Below are 19467 nucleotides of genomic sequence, written 5' to 3'. Positions count from 1 at the left end.
GCGGGCGGGAAAGCAGTCAACGGTCGGTACGGAGCGTGACACGTCGATTTTGCTACAAGTTCCGAAATTGTTTCGTGACGGGCGCTCCACTCCGCCGCAACACGGCGTTCTTACTGTCTCTACCGGCCACACAAGCACCATCCCACCCATGGGGCTGCCGGGCCGGAAATTGCTACTTCCCCGCGAATTCCCCGCGAAATCACATCACTGTCCTCATCTTTTCCATGAGACAGGAGCCCCGAGTGTCCAATCCCTCCCGACGCGGCGCCCTGAAGCTGACCGCCGGCATAGCCCTCAGCGGCGCCCTGGCCCTCACGGGCTGTGGACGCGGCGGTGACACCGCGACAGCCACCACCAAACCGATCGACGACTCCCCGGCCACCGGCACCGTCAAGGTCTGGGCCGCCCAGGGCGACGCCGACGTGCTCGACAAGGTCATCAAGCCGTTCAAGGCCGCGAACCCCGATGTCCGCGTGACGTTCACGCTGATCCCGAACGGCGAGTACTACACCAAGCTCCAGTCGGCGATCGCCGCGGGCAAGGGGCCCGACGTCGCCCAGTTCTTCCCCGAGTCGCAAGGGCAGTTTCTCGACCCGTCGGTCCTTCGGCCCGTCCCGGACGGTCTCGTCGACCCGAACGCCTTCTTCAAGAGTCTCTGGGACGCCGGTGTGGTCGACGACGTCGCCTACGCGGTGCCCTGGTACGCCTACACCTACGCCCTCGTCTACCGCGCCGACCTCGCGAAGAAGGCGGGGGTCAAGGCACCGGCCACCTGGGACGACATGGTGCCGTTCTTCGAGGCGCTCCAGCGCGCCGGAGCCGGGCACGGCCTCGGCGCGGACATCGGCTGGAACATCTTCAACGGCCAGGACCTCGCGATGTACGCCTGGCAGGCCGGCGGCTCACTGCTCTCCTCCGGCGGTGTGTGGACACTCGACACACCGGCGATGGTCGACGCGATGAAGTACAACGCGTCGTTCTTCACCTCGAAGGTCGCCGACACCAGCACGCCCACGTTCCTCGACTCGCGGCCGTACTTCGTCGCGGAGAAGACCGCCGCCATGATCACGGGTCCGTGGGTCATCGGTCTGCTCGACGCCGACGCGAAGGACAAGGGCTGGACGGCGTCCCACGTCGCCACCGCACCACTGCCGGCCGGGGCGTCGGGCAGTGTCTCCTTCTCCGCCGGAGGCAGCTGGGGTGTGCTCGCCGACAGCGGCAACGCGGACGCCTCGTGGAAGCTCATCCGCCATCTCACGAAGCCGGACACCCAGATCGCGCAGTACAAGGCGTACGGCTCGCTGCCGGCCGTCGTGTCCGCCTGGGACGACACCGCCATCGCGGGAGAGCCCCTGCTGGAGGCCTTCCTCACACAGCTGAAGAACACGCGGGCGTTCCCGCGGGTGAGCACCTGGCAGCAGGTCGCGACACGGCTGGGCAAGGAGATGGAAGGCGTGGCCAAGGGCACGCAGAGCGCCGAGAAGGCCGCCGCGAACGCCCAGGCGTACGCCGAAAGCCTCGGCACCGGGTCGAAGTGATCGCCGATGGCCACCACGATCCTTGCGGGCACGCCGCGCTCCCAGGGGACCGCGCGCCGTGCCCGGGGCTCCCGTCGAACGGCGGTCGCCTGGCTGTTCCTCGCGCCGTTCACCCTCGTCTTCCTGCTCTACACGGCGATCCCCACCGTCGCCGCGCTCGGGTTCAGCCTCACCGACCTCCGGGGAACGGATCTGCGTCATCCGTTCGCGGTCGACTTCACCGGGCTGGAGAACTACCTCCGTCTGTTCCAGGACGAGAACTTCCTGCGGGACGTCCTGAACACCGCTCTCTTCGTGGCCGTCGGCGTGCCGCTCACCATGGGGGCCGGATTCGCGCTGGCGCTCGCGCTGAACTCCGGCATCCGGCGGCTGCGCGGCACGTTCCGTACCGTCTTCTTCGCGCCGGTCGTCACGAACATCGTGGCGGTCGCGCTGATCTGGCAGTACGCCTTCAACGCGGACGGCACCGTCAACAAGGTGCTCGGCGCCGTGGGTCTCGCCGGGCCGAACTGGCTGGACGACCCGAACCTGGCCATGCCCGTGGTCATCCTGCTCGGTGTGTGGCGCAACTTCGGCACGGCGATGGTGCTGTTCCTCGCCGGTCTGCAGGCGGTTCCGCAGGACGTGTACGAGGCCGCCTCGCTCGACGGGGCCGGCCGGTGGCGGCAGTTGAGGCACATCACCCTGCCGCTGCTGCTGCCCACGACCCTCATGGTGTCGGTGCTGCTGACCGTCTTCTACCTCCAGGTGTTCGACGAGCCGTACCTGCTCACCGACGGCGGCCCCCTGGGCTCCACCGAGTCGGTGGCGCTGTACACCTACCACCAGTTCGGGTCCGGGGAGTTCGGAATGTCCTCGGCGGCGTCGTTCGTGACGCTCGTGCTCGTGGCGCTGGTCAGTCTCGTCCAGTTCCGGCTGCTGAGGCCCCGCACATGACCGCCGTCGCCGCGTTGAAGGACGCTCAGTTGAAGGACGCCCACACGACCACCGAAGGCGTCACCCCGCGCCGCCGCCGGTCCCTGACCCCGCCCCTGCTGTACGCCGCACTGGTGCTGTGCGCGCTGCTCACGATGCTTCCGTTCGTCTGGGTGGTCAGCGGCGCGCTACGCGGCCTCGACGAGATCCGCGCCGATCCCGGTGCCTGGCTGCCGCAGCACGTCACCCTCGACAACTTCGTGCGGCTGTTCCGCACCCAGGGTTTCGGCCGGTTCCTGGCCAACAGCATCGGGGTCGCGGCGATGGTGGTGACCGGCAACATCGTGGCGGCGTCGGCCGCCGGTTACGCGCTCGCGAAGTTCGACTTCGCGGGCAGGCGGATCGCGTTCGGCGCGGTCATGGCGGCGCTGATGGTGCCGTTCACCGCGGTGTTCGTCACACAGTTCGTGATCACCGTCGACATGGGTCTCGCGGACACCCTCACCGGTATCGCCCTGCCCGGTGTGGCGATGCCGATGTCGGTGTTCATCATGCGGCAGTACGCGTTGTCGGTCCCCGACGAGTTGCTGGAGGCGGCCCGGATCGACGGCGCGGGCGAGTTCCGGATCTTCTTCCGGATCTTCCTGCCGCTGGCCGGCCCCGCCGTCGCGACGATCACGATCATGTCGTTCCTCAGCTCCTGGAACAACTTCATCTGGCCGCTCATCGTCGCCCAGAGCACGTCCGGTTACACACTGCCCGTGGGCCTGGCAGCCACCAGCCAGGCGGCGTCACACGTCACCGACTACGGGCTCATGCTCGCCGGCGCCATCGTCGTGATGCTGCCGGTGCTCGTGCTCTTCCTGCTCCTGCAGCGCTACTTCGTTCAGGGCATAGCGGGGACGGGGATGCGATGACCATGACGCACTCCCTCGAAAGTCCTGGCAGCGGCAGGTCGCGCGTGCTGATGTCAGGGATGAACCAGAGCGCCGTACGCCGTGTCAACACCTCGGTCATCCTGCGCGCCCTGGCGGTGTCCGCCGGGCCGCTCAAGCTGGCAGCCCTCGCCGAGCGGACCGGCCTCTCCCGCCGCACCATCGAGATCGTCCTGGAGTCGCTCGTCGAGGCCGGCTGGGTCACGGAGCTGGACCGGGTGCCGATCAGCGGCTCCGCCGGGCGTCCGGCCCGCCGTTACGAACTGCGGTCCGAACACGCACTGCTGGCCGCCGTGCGCATCACCACCGTGGACGTGTCCGCGGTCGTCGCCGACGTGCGCGGCCGCGTCCTCGGCCGGGCCCACCGGCTGCTGCGCGCCTACCAGGACCCCGGAGCCACGCTCGACGACGCGGCGGCCCTGGTGCTGGCGGCGCTCGACGACGCGGGCGGCTCGGCGGACCGCCTGCGGGCCGGTGCGATCGCGAGCGGCGGCGCCATCGACGACGAAGGAGTCGTACGGCGCCTGGTGCACACCACGCGGTGGGAGGGCGTGCACCTGCCCGACGAACTCGCACGGCGCCTGCGCGTGCCCTGGTTCGCGGACAACGACACCAACCTCGGTGCGCTGGGCGAGCGCTGGCGGGGAGCCGCCGACGACCACGACAACGTCGTGTGGGCGATGCTCGGAAACCGAACCGGTCTGGGCATCCTCATACGAGGGGCCGTGCACCGCGGTCTCGACGGCGCCGCGGGCGAGATCGTCGAGGCACGGTCGCTGCCCGCCGACCTGGTCGAGGACCGGCCCGTGGCCTGGCTCACCTCGCCGGAACCCGCCCAACGGAGCGTGGCACACGCCCGGTTCGAGGCGGCCCGAGGCGGCGACGCGACCGCGCTCGCCGAGGTCGACGAGTTCGTGGAGAACATCGCCTCCATCCTCACCACCCTGTCGTGGACGGTGGCCCCGTCCCTCATCGTGCTCGGCGGCGGCCTGGAGGACGCGGCCGACGTACTGCTGCCCCGGGTGCGGGCGGCGATGCGCGACGCCCGTACCCCCGAGGTCGAACTGCGCGCCACCAGCCTGGGCCGCGACGCCCCGCTCGTCGGCGCCGTGAAGCTGGCCCTCGACCGCATGGACACCGAGCTGTTCGGCCCTCTCGCCCCGAGCGAATGATGCCCCCACCTCCACCCCCACCCCCACCCCCACGGCACTCACCTACGGAGTCTGACTTGACCCACTCCCCCCGCACCGACGTCCTCGTCGTGGGCAGCGGCATCATGGGTTCCGTCGTGGCCCGGCGGCTGCGCGACACCGATCCGACGCTGCACATCACCATGGTCGACGGCGGCAGCGCGATCGGCGCGACGCCCGGCCTGCACCTGCACGACCTCGACGACCCGGACCTCTGGTCGCGCTACAACGAACGGGTCGCCACCGGCGTCCAGGGCATGTACACGGGCGCCGAGGTGGTGCGCGAGGTAGCCGGCGGCCTCACCGACCTCGCACCCGGCATGTTCCACGCGCTCGCCTTCGGCGAGGACGCCGAGGCGATGCCCCAGGCCGCACTCGCCTGGAACGCGGGCGGCATGGGCGTGCACTGGACCGCCGCGACCCCCTGGCCCGCCGGGGACGAGGTGTTCGACTTCGGCGACCCGGACCGCTGGGCGACGGACCTCGACACCGCGCACCGTCTGCTCGCGGTCACGCCCTCGGCGATCGGCCCGACCGAGGTCGGGCGGACGGTGCTCGACATCCTGCGCCGACGCTACGACGCCGTCGGACCGGACGACCGCCGCCCCCAGCCGATGCCCATGGCGGTCACCGCCACGGCGTCCGGCCCCATGCCTCGCACGGCACCGGGGACGGTCTTCCCCCCGATCGCGGCAGGCGGGGACCCCGCCTTCACCCTGGTGACCGGCACGCTCGCGACCTCACTCATCGTCGCGGACGGCAGGGTCACCGGCGCCCGGCTGCGCCGCGTCGCCGACGGCGCCGAGTCGGAGCTCCTCGCGGACACCGTGGTGGTGTGCGCCGACGCGCTGCGCACCCCGCAGCTGCTGTTCGCCTCGGGCATCCGGCCGCCGGCACTGGGCCGTCACCTCAACGAGCACGCGTTCATCTCCGCGCGGGTGCTGCTCGACCTCGACCGGTTCGGCCTCGGCACCGACGCCCTGCCCCTGCCGCGCGCCGGTGAGTTCAGCACGGACTCGCTGTGGCTGCCGCAGAACGGAGCGGCGCAGCCCTTCCACGGCCAGATCATGAACCGGACGTACGTGGACGAGGACGGCCGTCCCCTCGCGCACTCCGTGGGCCTGTCCCTGTACGTCCCCGTTGAGTCGCGCGCCGAGAACCGGCTCGTGTTCTCGGAGTCGGAGACCGACCTCGCCGGACTGCCGCGGATCCGCGTCGAGTTCGGCTACTCCGACACCGACCGGGCGCTGATCCGGCGGGCACTCGACGAAGTCCGGTCGATCGCCGAGGAGTTCGGACCCTTCGATCCCGCGACCGAGTGCGCGCTGCTCCCGCCCGGCTCCTCACTGCACCTGACCGGCACGGTCCGGGCCGGCGTCGCCGACGACGGCACCTGTGTGTGCGACCCGGACGGCCGGGTGTGGGGCTTCGACAACCTGTACCTCGCCGGCAACGGCGTTGTCCCCACCGCGATGGCGGCGAACGTCACCCTGACCGGCACGGTCACCGCGGTACGGGCCGCCCGCGCCGTCACCGAACGACTCGCGGCGCCCGCCGCGCACTGACTCGCGCACCCCGAGAGGAAGCCCGACCGTGATCGACATCGCGAAGGAATACCGCGTGGCCCTGCCCGCGTGGATCGACGACGAACTGGCCGACGTGCCCGCCGCCGTCCCCGGCCGCGAGGACCGGATGCGCCTCGTTCACCGCCTCGCCGATCGCAACTGGCGCGAGGGCAACGGCGGCCCGTTCGCGGCCCTCGTCGCCGAACGGGACACCGGCCGCATCGTCTCGGTCGGCGTGAACGTCGTCCTCGCCTCCGGTGTCTCCAGCGCGCACGCCGAGGTCGTCGCGCTCGGCCTGGCCCAGACGGCGACGGGCGGCTGGGACCTCGGCGGCGACGGGCTGCCCGCCCACGAGCTGGTCGTGAACTGGCGTCCGTGCGTGCAGTGCTACGGCGCCGCGATGTGGTCCGGGGTGCGCGGACTGGTGGTCGCGGGCGAGGGCCCGGAACTGGAGGAGATCACCACGTTCGACGAGGGCCCGCTCGGCACGGACTGGGCCGAGCAGTTCGAGGCGCGCGGCATCGAGGTCGTCCAGGACGTGCTGCGTCAGGAGGCGCTCGCCGTGTTCCGCGCGTACCGGAAGGCCGTCGACGCCGCCGACGGCATCGTCGTCTACAACGCCCGAGGCGGTGCCGAATGACCCCCCTTACCCCGCTTACCCCCTGGCCCCGCTGACACCGCGTTACGCGACCGACGTCATCACCTTCTACCACCCGGACTTCTGGGGCCTTGAGTCCGCCGAGGCGGTGCGCGACTGGGCCTCGGCGAATCCCGCGAGCTTCTGGGAACGGGTGATGGACGCACTGGCCGACGCCGGTGTCACCGGCATCGAACTGACCTTCGCGCCCGGCGACATCGACTCGGCCCTGCGCGCCTTCGGCAGCGCGGACTCGTTCCGCCGCGCACTCTCGGCCCGCGGCCTGTCCGTCGTCAGCGCGTTCATCGCCGGGAGCGAGGCCCCCGACTGGCGGGACGGCGACAACCTGCCCGCGATCGTGGCCGACGCCGAGCACCGAGCGGCCTTCCTCGCCACCGTGGGCGCGGACCTTCTCGTCACCGGACTGCCCATGCGTACGACCTTCGGCACCCGCCCGCCCTTCTTCGTCGACGCCGCGTACATGACCCGCATGGCCGACATCGCGCACGCGGTCGGCGAAGCCGTCTCGCGGCTCGGTGTGAAGCTCGCCTTCCACACGGAGTCCAACAGCACGCTCTGGTACGAGAGGGACATCGACCTGTTCATGGCCCTGACCGATCCGCGCTATGTGTGGCTGTGCCCCGACTCGTGCCACATCGCCCTCGGCAGCGGCGACCCGGTCGCCGTGGCACGCCGCCACGCCCAGCGCATCGCACTGGCCCACTGGAAGGACGCGGTCAAGCCGATCGACGTCGAACTCACCATCGACGAAACGGTCTTCGCCCAGCAGCAGCCCTACATGACCGAACTGGGCACGGGCATCGTGGACTGGAAGGGCTGGGCCGACGCGATGTCACGCACTCCCGGCGCCGGCACCGTGCTCATCGAACTGGACGAGGCGGCCGATCCCGTCGCCGCGCTCCGGGCGGGGAGGACGGTCGCGGAGGAGGCGCTGGCCTGACCCGGTCTGGTCGCAGCCCGGTCACGCCCCGGGGACCACGTACTCCGCCCAGATCGTCTTGCCCGGCCCGTCGGGGCGCGGGTGCCGGTCCCACCGTGTCGCGAGGTGCGACACGAGGAGGAGACCGCGGCCGGTTTCCTCCAACTCCTCGATTCCAGTGCCCTCGCGGGTGACGGCCGGGTGGGGCGGAAGGCGCTCGGCGCGGGTGTCGGTGACGTCGACCCGGGCGGTGGCCGTGCCGGTGGCCCGGCGCAGGGTCAGCCTCAGGTGGAAGTCCCGCCCGGAGACGTGACCGTGGCGCACCGCGTTCGTCGTCAACTCGGCGGTGATCAGCACGATCGCGTCATGCGCCTCGGTGCCGTAACGGATTCCCCACTCGTCCAGCCGGACAGCCGCCAGGCGGCGGGCTAGGCGGGCTCCGCGGGGAGTGGAGGTGAAGCGCATGTCGAAGGCCTCGTCGCGCGGATCGGGAACGTGACCCAAGTGCGGGGTGGGGGTCCCGAGTTGGGCGGTGCTGGTGGGGCTGCCGGGGTTGGTCGTCATGCCGACCACGTTGCCGTTGATCGCGTAGCGTGACCAGTGGTGACGCACCGACGCGAACCTGCTGTACGCGCGGTGTGCGCACAGGTACGAGGCGCGCGGCGTGACGGCGTTCCCTGCGGGGGCGTTGGTCCTGGGAGGCGGTGTTCGATGACGGAGCGTACGGGTGCGGCAGCGGAAGCGGAAGCGGGAACGGAGTCCGTACCGGGCGATGGCGGTGGAGCGGTCGTGAGCCTCGGGGACGGCTGGGAGAGCGACGGCGGTGCCGGTCGGCGGCCCGAGGACGGGGCCGGGCGGGGCGTGGTGACCGCGTTCGGGCAGACCATGAAAACGCTGCGGGTGCGGAAGGGGCTGGAGCGCGAGGAGTTCGGCAAACGGCTCGGGTACTCGGCGTCCACCGTCGCGTCGTTCGAGCAGGGGCGGAGGATTCCCTCTCCTCGGACCATCGATCGTGCGGACGAGGTGCTGGGGGCGGATGGGTTGCTGTGCGTGTGGAAGGAGGAGGTGGAACGGGCGCAGTATCCCGTCTTCTTCCAGGGTATGGCCGCCTTGGAGAAGGAGGCCATCGAGCTGCTCATGTACGACACGCTTGTGGTCAACGGCCTTCTCCAGACCGAGGAGTACATGAGGGCACTGCTTGGCATGCGCCGTCCGCCGCTGGATCCCGAGACGATTGAGCAGCGGGTCATTGCGCGACTGGCCCGCCAGGACATCCTCGACCGACGGCCTGCGCCACTGTTGAGTTTCGTGCTGGACGAGTCGGTACTGCGGCGGCCGTACGGTGGCAAGGACGTGTTGCGGGGACAGTTGGAGCATCTCTTGCTCATCGGCCAGAAACGAAACGTCGAGCTCCAGATCGCGCCACTCGACTGCGAGGAAAGCGCAGGCGTGGACGGACCGTTCACGGTCGTCACGCGGAAGGGCGGCAAGAAGTTCGTGTACGCCGAGGCGCAGGGAACGAGTGCTCTTCAGACTGACCCGGATCAGGCGGCTCTCGCCGCGGCACGCTATGGGATCATCCGATCACAGGCTCTCACTCCGCGAGAGTCACTGGAGTTCATCGAAGGGGTGCTGGAATCGCTATGAAGAACGCTGAGCCCTCGACCGTTGCATCCGGCCTCGCCTGGTTCAAGAGCAGCTACAGCGGTGCCGAGGGCGGCCAGTGTGTAGAGGTCGCGGCCGATACGGCAGTTGTGCACGTCCGGGACTCCAAGGCCGCCGCCGGGCCCGTCGTCACGGTGTCGCGTGCGGCGTGGGCGGGGTTTGTCGGGTTGGCCTCAAGCCGTTAATTGCCGGAGGACGCGGGGCGTACCAGTCCGCACTGGTAGGCGATGACGACGAGTTGGGCGCGGTCGCGGGCGCCGAGCTTGGTCAGGGCGCGCTGGATGTGGGAGCGGACGGTGAGGACGCTCAGGAAGAGTTTCTCCGCGATCTCGTCGTTGGACCTGCCCTCGGCGGCGAGGACGGTGACTTCCCGTTCGCGCGGAGTGAGTTCCTCCAGGCGTTCCGGGGGTGCCAGAAGGCGGCCCGGGGCGGGCGCGGTGAGGAAGCGGTTGATGAGGGCGCGGGTGGCCGCGGGTGAGAGAAGGGCCTCGCCGGAGGCGATGGTGCGGATGCCGGCCAGCAGGGCGTCGGCGGTGACGTACTTGCCGAGGAAGCCGCTCGCGCCGACCCGCAGCGCCTTGGCCACGTACTCGTCGGTCTCGAACATGGTGAGGATGAGGACGCGGGTCGTGGCCAGTTCGGGGTCGTCGCAGATGGTGGCGGTGGCGGCCAGGCCGTCCGTGCCGGGCATGCGGATGTCCATGAGCACGATGTCGGGGCGGTGGGTGCGGGCGAGGTCCACCGCTTCCTGACCGCACGCGGCCTCGCCGACCACCTCCATGTCGGCGCAGGAGTCGATCAGCAGCCGGAACGTGCCGCGCAGCAGGGCCTGGTCGTCGGCGAGCAGGACACGGGTGCTCAACGGGTTGCCTCGTCTTCTTCCGGTTCTTCCAGAGCGTGGGGGTGCAGGGGGAGAGCGGTGGTGACTTCGAAGCCGCCGTCGGGGCGCGGGCCGGCGTGGAGGTCGCCGCCGACGGAGTGGGCGCGTTCACGCATTCCCATGAGGCCGTAGCCGCCGCCGGGCACGGCGGCCGTGGTGGCGGTGCCGTCGTTGGTGACGGTGATGAGCAGGCGGGAGCCGGAATAGGCGAGCCGGACGTGGGCCGCGTGGTCGGACGCGTGCTTGGTGGCGTTGGTGAGGGCCTCCTGGATGATCCGGTACGCCGTCAGGTCCACGCCCGGCGACAGGGGCTGGGGCTCGCCCTCGGTGGTGACGGTGACGTCGAGGCCGGCCGACTCGCACGTGGAGATCAGCTCCGGGAGGCGGTGCAGGCCGGGGGCCGGTTCCAGGGACTCGGAGTCGGGGTCGCCCGCCTGGCGCAGGATTCCGACGGTGGCCCTCAGTTCCAGCAGGGCGGAGGACGTGGTGCTCGCCAGTTGGGCGAGGATCTTCTGCGCCTGCTCCGGCTGGGTGGGCGCGAGATAGGCGGCGGTGCCGGCCTGGGCGTTGGCGACGGCCATGTGGTGGGCGACGACGTCGTGGAGTTCGCGGGCGATGCGCATGCGTTCTTCGGCGACGCGCAGACGTGCTTCCTCCTCGCGGGTGCGCTCGGCGTGCTCGGCTCGGGCGTGTACGGACTCCAGATAGGCGCGCCGGAGCTTGGCCATGCCCCCGCCGGCGAGGGGCAGCAGCAGCCACAGGACGGTGCCGAGCGTTCTGGGGACGAACAGTTCTCCCGTGGGGACGGCGACCACGGCCGTGATCACCAGTGCCGCGGTGGTCGTGTAACCGTAGATGCGCGTGGTCTTCGAGTCGGTGAGGGAGGCCAGCCAGAAGAGGGCCGCCATGACCGGCGCCAGCAGCAGAGGGCTGAGCAGGTATCCCAGCGCGGCCATGATCATGGTGCAGCCCACGGTCACCGCGACCACGGCGCGCGGATGGGTACGGCACTTCAGCACGGCGACGCAGGAGATGGCCGCGAGGACCCTGATGGGCCACTCGTACTGCCGGTCGGCGCCGGGCGCGCTGATCATCGAGCCGAAGGTCGAGCAGCCGAACATGGCCAGGACCATCGCCACATCGACAGCACGGGGGTGACGCTCCGTGTAGCGCTCCAGGCTGGTGGTCATCGTCTTCTCCGGAGAGAGGTGCTCGGCCTTGGGGGGACGGCACTGGGTGTGGGCGGCCCGCACGGGCCGCCCGAGGTCTTCGCCTCGGGCGGCCCGTGGGCAGGGATGCCAGGGGCCCTGGTCAGCCCTGGTCAGCCCTGGTCAGACACGGGCCTCGGCGGGCTCGTCCGGGGACTGGGCCGGGAGCGGAGCCGGGGCCGCGGCGTCGGCGTCGGCATCGGTCGGACGGCGGCTGAGTGCCTCGCCCTCCACGTCGACGACGGGCAGGATACGGTCCAGCCGTCGCGGCAGCCACCAGGCCCGGTCGCCCAGCAGGCCGAGGACCGCGGGCACCAGCGCCATCCGGACGACGAAGGCGTCGAGGAGCACGGCGGTGGCCAGGCCGAACCCGATCATCTTGATCATGGAGTCGCTCTCACCGATGAAACCGGCGAAGACCGCGATCATGATCAGGGCCGCGGCGACCACGACGCGGGCGCTGTGCCGGAATCCGGAGACCACCGCTTCCCTGGCGGTTTCCCCGTGGACGTACGACTCCCGCATCCGCGACACGAGGAACACCTCGTAGTCCATGGCCAGACCGAACACGATGCCCACCAGGAAGATCGGCATGAGGCTCATGATCGGACCGGTCTGCTCCACACCGAACAGGCTCGCGGCGTGTCCCTCCTGGAAGACCACCACCACCGCGCCGAGGGCCGCCAGGACGGAGAGGAGGAAGCCGAGGGCGGCCTTGAGCGGGACGAGAACGGACCGGAAGACCACGAGCAGGAGGATGACGGCCAGGCCGACGATGGTGATCAGATACGGGACCAGAGCAGCCTGGACCTTCTCCGCGATGTCGATGTTCAGCGCCGTGGTGCCGGTGACCTCGAAGGTCGCTCCGGTCGCCGACTCGGCATCGGAGCGCTCGTCGCGGATGGTCTTGACGAGGGTCTTGGTCTTCTCGTCGGTGGGGCTGGTCGAGGGGGTGGCGCTGAAGACCGCGGTGTCACCGGCCTTGTTGAAGTACGGCGGGGCGACCGAGACGATGCCCTTGGTGCCGGCGATCTTCTCGCTGACCACCGAGACGGCCGCCTTGGGATTCGCTGCTCCCTCGGCGTCCACCACGATGGTCAGCGGGCCGTTGAAGCCGGGCCCGAAGCCCTCGGCGAGCGCGTCGTAGGCGCGGCGCTCCGTGGTGGAGGTCGGCTTGGCCTCGTCGCCCGGCATGCCCAGCTGGAGGCCCGTCATCGGTACGGCGAGGGCGCCGAGGCCCAGGACGCCCAGGAGCAGCACGGGCAGCGGGCGGCGCAGCACGAAGCGGGCCCAGCGGGTGCCCAGGTTGTCGGCCCTCTCGCGGACCCCGGCCTTCTCGCCGCCCCGCTCGGAGCCCTTGCGTGCGGCGCGCGGCAGTACGGCGTTCGGCCAGAAGCCGAGGAGGGCGGGGACGGCGGTCAGGGCGACGAGTACGGCGACCACGACGGCTCCGGCGGCGGTCAGGCCCATCTTGGTCAGCATGGGGATGCCCACCACCGCGAGCCCCGCCAACGCGATGACGACCGTGAGACCGGCGAAGACGACCGCCGACCCGGCGGTGCCCACGGCCAGGCCCGCCGCCTCCTGCGGATCACTGCCCTTCGCACGTTCCTCGCGGTAGCGGGAGACGACGAACAGCGCGTAGTCGATACCGACCGCGAGGCCCAGCATCATCGCCAGCGTGCCGGTACTCGTGGACAGGCCGAGGGCATCGCCCAGCAGCGTGATCGTGAACATCGTGACGGCGACGCCGATGACGGCGGTCAGCAGCGGCAGCCCGGCGGCGACCAGCGAACCGAAGGTGACCAGCAGCACGACCGCGGCGACCAGGATGCCGATGATCTCGGCCACGCCGCCGGGACCGCCGCCGCCGTCCATCGCGGACCCGCCCGCCTCCACCGTCAGACCCGCGTCGCGCGCGTGGTCGGCGGCCCGCTCCAGCGCCGTACGGCTGCCGTCGGTGACCTCGGCGGACGTCACCTTGTACGTGACGCTCGCGTACGCCGTCGAGCCGTCCTCGCTGACCGCCCTCGACTCGAAGGGACCGGCCACACCGGCGACCTGCGAGCCGTCGGCCAGGGCGCCCACCGTCTCCTCGATGGCCTTCTTGTTCTCGGTGGCGGTCACCTTCTGCCCGTCGGGGGCGACGAACACGAGCCGGGCGGTGGCACCGTCGGCGGCCCCACCGGGGAAGCGCTCCTCCATCAGGTCGAACGCCTTCTGGGACTCGATGCCCGGCATCGAGAACTCCTCGTCCGAGGTTCCCGGCGCCTTCATGGCGCCAAGCCCCGAACAGGCCAGCACGCCCACCCACAGCAAGGCGACGTACCAGCGCCGCCGGAAGGCCAGACGGCCCAGTCGACAGAGAAAACCAGCCACAGCAGGGAACCTCATCTCGGATCTCGCTTACCTGCCCAGGCTGTCCCGAGGAGGGCCCCCCGGTCGTCGTGCCGCTAGTGGAAGTTCGGGCTACTTAAATCGCAGTAGGGGCTGCCTGAAATCGCAGTACGCCTGACAGCGCGCAGTACGCCTGAGGGCGCGTAGTACGTCCGCGTCAGCTCCCGGCTGACCGTGCTGCTCCTTCTGACGCAGGAAGGTCACGTCGCCCGGCGCCGGCCCATCGCGCGGGCGCAGTCACCGTCACCGCCACCGTCACGGCGCTTGGCCGGCAGGATCGCCGGTCTGCGACCCCTGCGACCCCTAGGACCTCTGCGGCGTCCTCAGCGGAAGCCTCCGGCTGACGCCGGCAGCGCGTCGATGAGGGCCTTGGTGACGTCCTCGGTGGTGGCGGTTCCGCCGACGTCGCGGGTGAGGATGCCGGCGGCGGTCGTGGCCTCGATGGCCTTGTTCAGACGGGCCGCCTGGCCGGGCAGGCCGAAGTGGTCCAGCATCAGGGCGGCGCTGCCCACCGCGCCGATCGGGTTGGCCAGGCCCTGCCCGGCGATGTCGGGGGCGGAGCCGTGGACCGGCTCGAACATGCTGGGGAAGCGGCGCTCGGGGTTGAGGTTGGCACTGGCGGCGAGGCCGAGGCTGCCGGCCAGCGCGCTGCCGAGGTCGGAGAGGATGTCGGCGTTGAGGTTGGAGGCGACGACGACGGAGAGGTCCTCGGGGTGCAGGACGAACTTTGCGGACATCGCGTCGACGAGGACGCTCTCGGTCTCCACGTCCGGGTAGTCGGCGGCGACCCGCTTGAAGACGTCGTCCCACAGGACCATGCCGTACTGCTGGGCGTTGCTCTTGGTGACGGACGAGACCTTGCGGCGGGTGCGGGTGCGGGCCAGGTCGAAGGCGAAGCGCATGATGCGTTCGCAGCCGACCTCGGTGAACAGGGCCGACTGGACGGCGACTTCGCCGCCCTGTCCGCGGCCGGAGAGGTTGCGGCCGCCCAGGCCGGCGTACTCGCCCTCGCTGTTCTCGCGGACGACGACCCAGTCGAGCTCGGTGTCGTCGGCCTTGCGCAGGGGGCTGGTGATGCCGGGCAGGAAGTGGACGGGACGGACGTTGGCCCACTGGTCGAAGCTCTGGCAGATCTTCAGGCGCAGGCCCCACAGGCTGATGTGGTCGGGGACGGTGGGCCAGCCGACCGCGCCGAAGTAGATGGCGTCGAAGTCCTTGAGCTGGTCGAGCCCGTCCTCGTCCATCATCTTCCCGGTGCGCTCGTAGTACTCGCAGCCCCAGGGGAACTCTTCCCAGGCGAAGGCGAACTCGGTGTCGGAGCCGCGGGAGTCCTCGGCCAGGGCGTCGAGGACGGCGCGGCCCGCGGCGACGACTTCCCTGCCCACGCCGTCGGCGGGGATGGCGGCGATGCGGAACGTACGGGGTGCGGTGGTCATGAGGGCCTCCGGCTCGCTGTGGTGGGGTCGCTGTGATGGGGTCGGTGCGAGTCAACACAGGGCTGCCGTGGCGCGTCCAAGACCTGCTTTCGATGCGACGTATAGGTGCGGCCGATGGGTCCCGCGTCCAGGTGTGGCCGATGGGTTCGGCGTCAGACGTCGCGTGCCCGTCGCTGGGCCAGTGACCTGGTGAGAGCCAGGAAGGCCCGCGCGGCCGGGGTGAGGTGCGCGGGCAGGCTGACCATCGCCACATGGAGGTGGGCGGTCGGCTCGATGGGGGCGACCACCGCCCCGCAGCGGCGCGCCAGCCGGGTCCAGGAGGACGGCAGGACCGCGACGCCCACCCCGGTGAGGACCAGCGGCAGGATCGACGTGCGGTGGTCGACGACGGTCACGATCTCGGTGCCTGTGCCGCCGGCGGTGATGTCGTCGACGATGCTGCGCATCAGGCTGCCCGTCCGGGACGCGATGAGCTTCTGCCCGGCGAGATCTCCGGGACGGATGGCGACGTCGTCCCCGATGGCGCCGCCCGGCGCTGCCACGACCACGAACGGCTGGTCCTCGACGTGCAGGACGTCCAGCCCGGTCGGGTGCACCGGGGTGGCGCTGCCGAGCAGGCCCAGTTCGCAGGCGCCGCTGCGGACCAGGGAGATGGCCTCGTCCGGAGTGAAGGCTGCCTGCGTGCTCACCGTCACGGACGGGTGCAGGTCGGCAAAGCGGTGGATGAGGGTGGTCAGCGGTTCGATGCCCGGGGAGGGCATGGTGGCGACCTCGACGGTGCCGCCGTGCAGCCCGGCGAGCGCGGCGGCGGTGTCCCGTACGGCCGCGAGGTCGCGCAGCACGCGCCGGCTGGGCTCCAGCAGCTCGGCACCGGCTTCGCTGAGGACCACGCCGCGGCCCATGCGGTGGAAGAGGGAGACTCCGAGGTCGGCTTCCAGGTTGGCCATCGCCTGGGACAGCGACGGCTGGGCCACGTGCAGCGCGGCGGCGGCCTTGCTGAAACCGCCGTGCTCCACGATGGCGAGGAAGTACTCCAGCTGCCGTGCGTCCATGGCGCCTCCCCACTTCGACCCGGTCCGGCCTTGGTCCGGGCTGGGTCCGGCTCGGTCCGGCCTTGGTCCGGCTCGGTCCGGCCTTGATCCGACTCGGTCCGGCCTGAGTCCAGTCTGGGTCCGGCCTGGAGTCCGGTCTGGGTCCGGCCCAGTCCAGCCTGGTCCGAACCCGTACATCGGCCCACCTGGTTCCCTCTCGTCCGGCAGGTGACCCTACCTGCCGGTTTCGCTCACCTCACGTCCGATCCAGCGGTCGGCGAGGCTTCGTCCGCACTGGGCGAGCAGCCGGGCGGACAGGGCGCTGTCCTTCGCGCAGTCCTGGTCGGTCAGGTCCGTCAGGGCCTGGACGGAGCGGAAGTGGGCGGCGGCACGGTCGGCGGGCAGCGTGCACCGCCCGGCCACGGCGTGCACATCCCTCCCCTGCAGGCCGGCCCGCCGGGCGAGCGCGACCGGCAGCTTGCCCGACAACGACTGCTCGTCCAGGCTTCCTTCGCCGGTCACGACGAGGTCGCTGCCGGCCAGCAGATCGTCGGCGCCGAGCAGGGTGAGGAAGTAGTCGGCACCCGAGCACACCCGGCCGCCCAGCAGCAGCCCGGCGTACCCGAGGCCGCCGGCCGACCCTGCCCCCGGGGCCTCGGCGAGGCGGGCCGCGTCCGCGACACCCGCCTCCTGGAGCCGTCGTACGAAGGTGCCGAGCGCGGCGTCCAGTTCGCGCACATCGCTGGCGGTCGCCCCCTTCTGGGGTCCGTACACGGCTGCCGTGCCCGTAGGCCCGAGCAGGGGGTTGTCCACGTCGGTGGCGAGGACCAGGTCGACGCCCGCCAGTGCGGCACGGGCTTCGGTGAGGTCGGCCGTGTGGAGGCCGGCGAGCGCTCCGCCGCCCTGGCCGACCGGTGTGCCGTCCTCGCGGGCCAGGACGGCGCCGAGGGACTGGAGCAGACCGGCACCGCCATCGGTGGTGGCCACCCCGCCGAGCGCGAGGACGATCGTGTCGACCGTGCCGGGACCGCCTGCCAGCGCGTACTGGACGGCCTGACCGATACCCCGGCTGGTGGCCGTGAGAGGTGCCTTGTGCCCGCCCGGCAGGACGCCGAGTCCGCAGATGGCCGCGGCTTCGATGAGGACAGTGCGGCCGTGTACCGCGACGAGGGCGGTGACGGGCTGCCCGGTCGGGCCCGTCACGATGATCTCCTCGGGGCTGAACCGGCCCGAGCAGGCGGCGGCCACGCTGCCCTCTCCCCCGTCGGCCAGGGCGAGCCGGCTGACCCGGGCGTGCGGGGCGCCTTCCAGCAGCCCGCGCTCCAGCGCGCGGGCCACGTCGTCGGCACTGAGGGAGCCCTTGAACTTGTCCGGTGCGACCAGGACGGACACCATCAGGGCTTCACCTCGGCTGGTACCGGGGCGACGGCGCTCCCGGCGCCCTCGTCCCCGGTGTCGTCGCCCTCGGGGTCTCCGGGCGCGGGAACCTTGCGGTCGGCCTTGACGGCGGCCGGCGCGTCGGTACGACTGTCCTCCTCGGCACGGGCGGCGGCATGCGCGTCCCCGTCCCTGGCCTTGCCGGACAGCACCGCGCGGGCCCTGGCCAGGTCCAGGGTGTTCTCCCATCTGGCGACGATCAGGGTGGCGACGGCGTTGCCGGAGAAGTTCACCAGGGCCCGGCACTCGGACATGAACTTGTCGATGCCGAAGACGAGCATGATGCCGGCCGCCGGGACCGTACCGACCGTGGACAGGGTCGCGGTGAGAGCGATGAAGCCGCCGCCGGCGACGCCCGCGGCTCCCTTGGAGGTCAGCAGCATGACGGCGAGCAGGCCGAGTTGCTGGGTGACCGTCAGGGGGGTGTCGGTGGCCTGGGCGATGTAGAGGGTGGCGAGGGAGAGGTAGATCGCCGCACCGTCGAGGTTGAAGCTGTAGCCGGTCGGCACGACCAGACCGACCGTGGACCGCTCGACCCCCATGTGCTGCAGCTTGCGCATCAGTCCGGGCAACGCGGGCTCGGCGGTGGACGTGCCCAGGATCAGGAGGAGTTCCTCCTTGAAGTAGCGGAAGAGCTGGAAGATGTTCAGCTTCACGTATGCGGCGAGCACCCCGCCGAGCACCACCACGACGAACAGGGCGGAGGTGACGTAGAAGAGCAGGATCAGCGAGCCGAGGCTGGTCAGCGTCGACAGGCCGAACTTCCCGATGGCGTAGGCCATCGCGCCGAAGGCACCGAGCGGCGCTGCCTTCATCACGAAGGACAGCACCTTGAACACGACCTCGGTGAGACGGTTGACGCCCGCGATGACCGGTTCGCCGACCTTGCCGACGGACTTGAGCGCCACACCGAAGATCACCGCCAGGAAGATGACCTGGAGGATGTCGCCGTCGACGAACGGCCCGAAGAAGCTGTCCGGCACGATGTGGGTGAGGAACTCCCACCAGTGCTGGTGCTCGCCCTTCTCGATGTAGTCCCCGGCGTCGCCCGACGTGTCGAGGGTGGACGGGTCGGCGTGCACACCGTCGCCGAGCCGGAAGATGTTGATGGCCACCAGGCCCGTCACCATGGCGACGATCGTGCCGACCTGGAAGTAGGTCAGGGCCTTGACACCGGTCAGGCCCACTTTCCTCAGGTCCGCGACGCCGGCTATGCCTCCGATGATGGTCAGGAAGACGATCGGCCCGATCAGCATCTTCATCGCGGTGATGAACGTCGTGCCGATCGGCTCCATGGAGGTGGCCAGATCCGGCCACCTCCAGCCCAGCACGATGCCGATCACGATCGCCACCAGCACCTGTACGTACAACTGCCGGTACCACGGTTTCGCCGAGATGCGCGCGGCCTGCTCGGCTCGCTCGCCGCCTCGCTCGCTGCCCGGGGTATGCGTCATTGCAGCCTCCCTGATCGCGCGACACCGAGCCCGACCGGTACGCGCATGCGTTGAGCGACAGTGAACCGGGCGGCACATCAGGGGGTCCACGACCAAAAATCAATGCCCCGTATAGGCGCGGCCTATCTGTTCGGCTCCAGCAGCGCGGCACCATGACCGGGCCCACGAGGGACGGGCACGAGGGGGCACGAGAGGGGTCACATCAGTGCCTCTCACCTCGCGCCGGGCCGGGCTAGCGT

17 protein-coding genes are annotated in these 19467 nt (G+C 70.7%); 9 read left to right on the top strand and 8 right to left on the bottom strand.

Annotated features, from left to right (window positions below; genetic code table 11):
* Positions 1 to 242 precede the first annotated feature (242 nt).
* Genes E0500_RS31415 through E0500_RS31385 form a run of 7 tightly spaced genes read left to right on the top strand, consistent with a single transcriptional unit; the run spans position 243 to position 7741 of the window.
* On the top strand, positions 243 to 1538 hold the full coding sequence (locus E0500_RS31415; RefSeq protein WP_131563457.1) for an extracellular solute-binding protein: 1296 nt from the start codon (positions 243 to 245) through the stop codon (positions 1536 to 1538).
* A gap of 6 nt (positions 1539 to 1544) precedes the next feature.
* Complete coding sequence (locus E0500_RS31410) at positions 1545 to 2474, top strand: carbohydrate ABC transporter permease (RefSeq protein WP_131563458.1); 930 nt, start codon at positions 1545 to 1547, stop codon at positions 2472 to 2474.
* Positions 2471 to 3370 (top strand): carbohydrate ABC transporter permease, encoded by a 900-nt coding sequence (locus E0500_RS31405; protein WP_131563459.1) that lies wholly within the window; start codon positions 2471 to 2473, stop codon positions 3368 to 3370. Before E0500_RS31410 ends, E0500_RS31405 begins: the two co-directional genes overlap by 4 nt.
* A 2-nt stretch (positions 3371 to 3372) precedes the next feature.
* Entirely contained in the window at positions 3373 to 4560 is a 1188-nt protein-coding gene (locus tag E0500_RS31400) for an ROK family protein (protein ID WP_399121024.1), read from the top strand.
* A gap of 56 nt (positions 4561 to 4616) precedes the next feature.
* Positions 4617 to 6143 carry a GMC oxidoreductase gene (locus E0500_RS31395; protein WP_181587298.1) on the top strand — a complete coding sequence of 509 codons (1527 nt, stop codon included), beginning with the start codon at positions 4617 to 4619 and terminating at the stop codon, positions 6141 to 6143.
* Between the two features lie 28 nt (positions 6144 to 6171).
* A complete protein-coding gene (locus tag E0500_RS31390) occupies positions 6172 to 6783 on the top strand; it encodes a nucleoside deaminase (protein WP_131563460.1) in 612 nt (203 codons plus the stop codon).
* A 31-nt stretch (positions 6784 to 6814) separates the two neighbouring features.
* Entirely contained in the window at positions 6815 to 7741 is a 927-nt protein-coding gene (locus tag E0500_RS31385) for a sugar phosphate isomerase/epimerase (RefSeq protein ID WP_131563477.1), read from the top strand.
* 21 nt (positions 7742 to 7762) lie between these two features.
* Here E0500_RS31385 and E0500_RS31380 read toward each other — a convergent pair whose 3' ends face one another.
* The gene (locus tag E0500_RS31380; protein ID WP_181587456.1) at positions 7763 to 8284 is read right to left on the bottom strand and encodes an ATP-binding protein; all 522 of its coding nucleotides are present in this window, start codon (positions 8282 to 8284) and stop codon (positions 7763 to 7765) included.
* Positions 8285 to 8431: 147 nt separating this feature from the next.
* On the opposite strand from E0500_RS31380, the gene E0500_RS31375 reads away from it, so the two are divergent.
* Positions 8432 to 9367, top strand: a complete 936-nt coding sequence (locus E0500_RS31375) for a helix-turn-helix transcriptional regulator (protein ID WP_131563478.1) — start codon at positions 8432 to 8434, stop codon at positions 9365 to 9367.
* Positions 9364 to 9570 carry a DUF397 domain-containing protein gene (locus E0500_RS31370; protein ID WP_131563462.1) on the top strand — a complete coding sequence of 69 codons (207 nt, stop codon included), beginning with the start codon at positions 9364 to 9366 and terminating at the stop codon, positions 9568 to 9570. Before E0500_RS31375 ends, E0500_RS31370 begins: the two co-directional genes overlap by 4 nt.
* Here the strand turns inward: E0500_RS31370 and E0500_RS31365 are convergent.
* The 7 genes from E0500_RS31365 to dctA form a co-directional block, all read right to left on the bottom strand.
* Positions 9567 to 10247 carry a response regulator transcription factor gene (locus E0500_RS31365; RefSeq protein ID WP_131563463.1) on the bottom strand — a complete coding sequence of 227 codons (681 nt, stop codon included), beginning with the start codon at positions 10245 to 10247 and terminating at the stop codon, positions 9567 to 9569. The two genes, E0500_RS31370 and E0500_RS31365, sit on opposite strands and share 4 nt — an antisense overlap.
* Complete coding sequence (locus E0500_RS31360) at positions 10244 to 11455, bottom strand: sensor histidine kinase (protein ID WP_131563464.1); 1212 nt, start codon at positions 11453 to 11455, stop codon at positions 10244 to 10246. The genes E0500_RS31365 and E0500_RS31360 overlap by 4 nt, the downstream gene beginning before the upstream one ends.
* 141 nt (positions 11456 to 11596) lie before the next feature.
* Positions 11597 to 13852, bottom strand: a complete 2256-nt coding sequence (locus E0500_RS31355; RefSeq protein ID WP_131563465.1) for an MMPL family transporter — start codon at positions 13850 to 13852, stop codon at positions 11597 to 11599.
* A gap of 341 nt (positions 13853 to 14193) precedes the next feature.
* Positions 14194 to 15306: a tartrate dehydrogenase gene (locus E0500_RS31350; protein WP_131563466.1), complete on the bottom strand. Its 1113-nt coding sequence runs from the start codon at positions 15304 to 15306 to the stop codon at positions 14194 to 14196.
* Positions 15307 to 15458: 152 nt separating this feature from the next.
* The gene (locus E0500_RS31345; RefSeq protein ID WP_131563467.1) at positions 15459 to 16358 is read right to left on the bottom strand and encodes a LysR family transcriptional regulator; all 900 of its coding nucleotides are present in this window, start codon (positions 16356 to 16358) and stop codon (positions 15459 to 15461) included.
* A 213-nt stretch (positions 16359 to 16571) separates the two neighbouring features.
* Positions 16572 to 17732 (bottom strand): glycerate kinase, encoded by a 1161-nt coding sequence (locus tag E0500_RS31340; protein WP_131563468.1) that lies wholly within the window; start codon positions 17730 to 17732, stop codon positions 16572 to 16574.
* The gene (gene dctA, locus E0500_RS31335; RefSeq protein ID WP_258573683.1) at positions 17732 to 19228 is read right to left on the bottom strand and encodes a C4-dicarboxylate transporter DctA; all 1497 of its coding nucleotides are present in this window, start codon (positions 19226 to 19228) and stop codon (positions 17732 to 17734) included. Before dctA ends, E0500_RS31340 begins: the two co-directional genes overlap by 1 nt.
* Between the last annotated feature and the right edge of the window lie 239 nt (positions 19229 to 19467).

It is taken from the genome of Streptomyces sp. KM273126, assembly GCF_004337435.2.
GTDB classification, from domain to species: domain Bacteria; phylum Actinomycetota; class Actinomycetes; order Streptomycetales; family Streptomycetaceae; genus Streptomyces; species Streptomyces acidicola.
Note: the sequence above shows the minus strand (reverse complement) of the source record. Positions and strands in the feature narration are given on the sequence as shown.

Bases quoted from the DNA above. Each gene is read 5' to 3' on its own strand.
- E0500_RS31410 (WP_131563458.1), top strand. From the start codon at position 1,545: ATGGCCACCACGATCCTTGCGGGCACGCCGCGCTCCCAGGGGACCGCG.
- E0500_RS31405 (WP_131563459.1), top strand. From the start codon at position 2,471: ATGACCGCCGTCGCCGCGTTGAAGGACGCTCAGTTGAAGGACGCCCAC.
- E0500_RS31400 (WP_399121024.1), top strand. From the start codon at position 3,373: ATGACGCACTCCCTCGAAAGTCCTGGCAGCGGCAGGTCGCGCGTGCTG.
- E0500_RS31380 (WP_181587456.1), bottom strand. From the start codon at position 8,284: ATGACGACCAACCCCGGCAGCCCCACCAGCACCGCCCAACTCGGGACC.
- E0500_RS31375 (WP_131563478.1), top strand. From the start codon at position 8,432: ATGACGGAGCGTACGGGTGCGGCAGCGGAAGCGGAAGCGGGAACGGAG.
- E0500_RS31370 (WP_131563462.1), top strand. From the start codon at position 9,364: ATGAAGAACGCTGAGCCCTCGACCGTTGCATCCGGCCTCGCCTGGTTC.
- E0500_RS31360 (WP_131563464.1), bottom strand. From the start codon at position 11,455: ATGACCACCAGCCTGGAGCGCTACACGGAGCGTCACCCCCGTGCTGTC.
- E0500_RS31350 (WP_131563466.1), bottom strand. From the start codon at position 15,306: ATGACCACCGCACCCCGTACGTTCCGCATCGCCGCCATCCCCGCCGAC.
- E0500_RS31345 (WP_131563467.1), bottom strand. From the start codon at position 16,358: ATGGACGCACGGCAGCTGGAGTACTTCCTCGCCATCGTGGAGCACGGC.
- E0500_RS31340 (WP_131563468.1), bottom strand. From the start codon at position 17,732: ATGGTGTCCGTCCTGGTCGCACCGGACAAGTTCAAGGGCTCCCTCAGT.
- dctA (WP_258573683.1), bottom strand. From the start codon at position 19,228: ATGACGCATACCCCGGGCAGCGAGCGAGGCGGCGAGCGAGCCGAGCAG.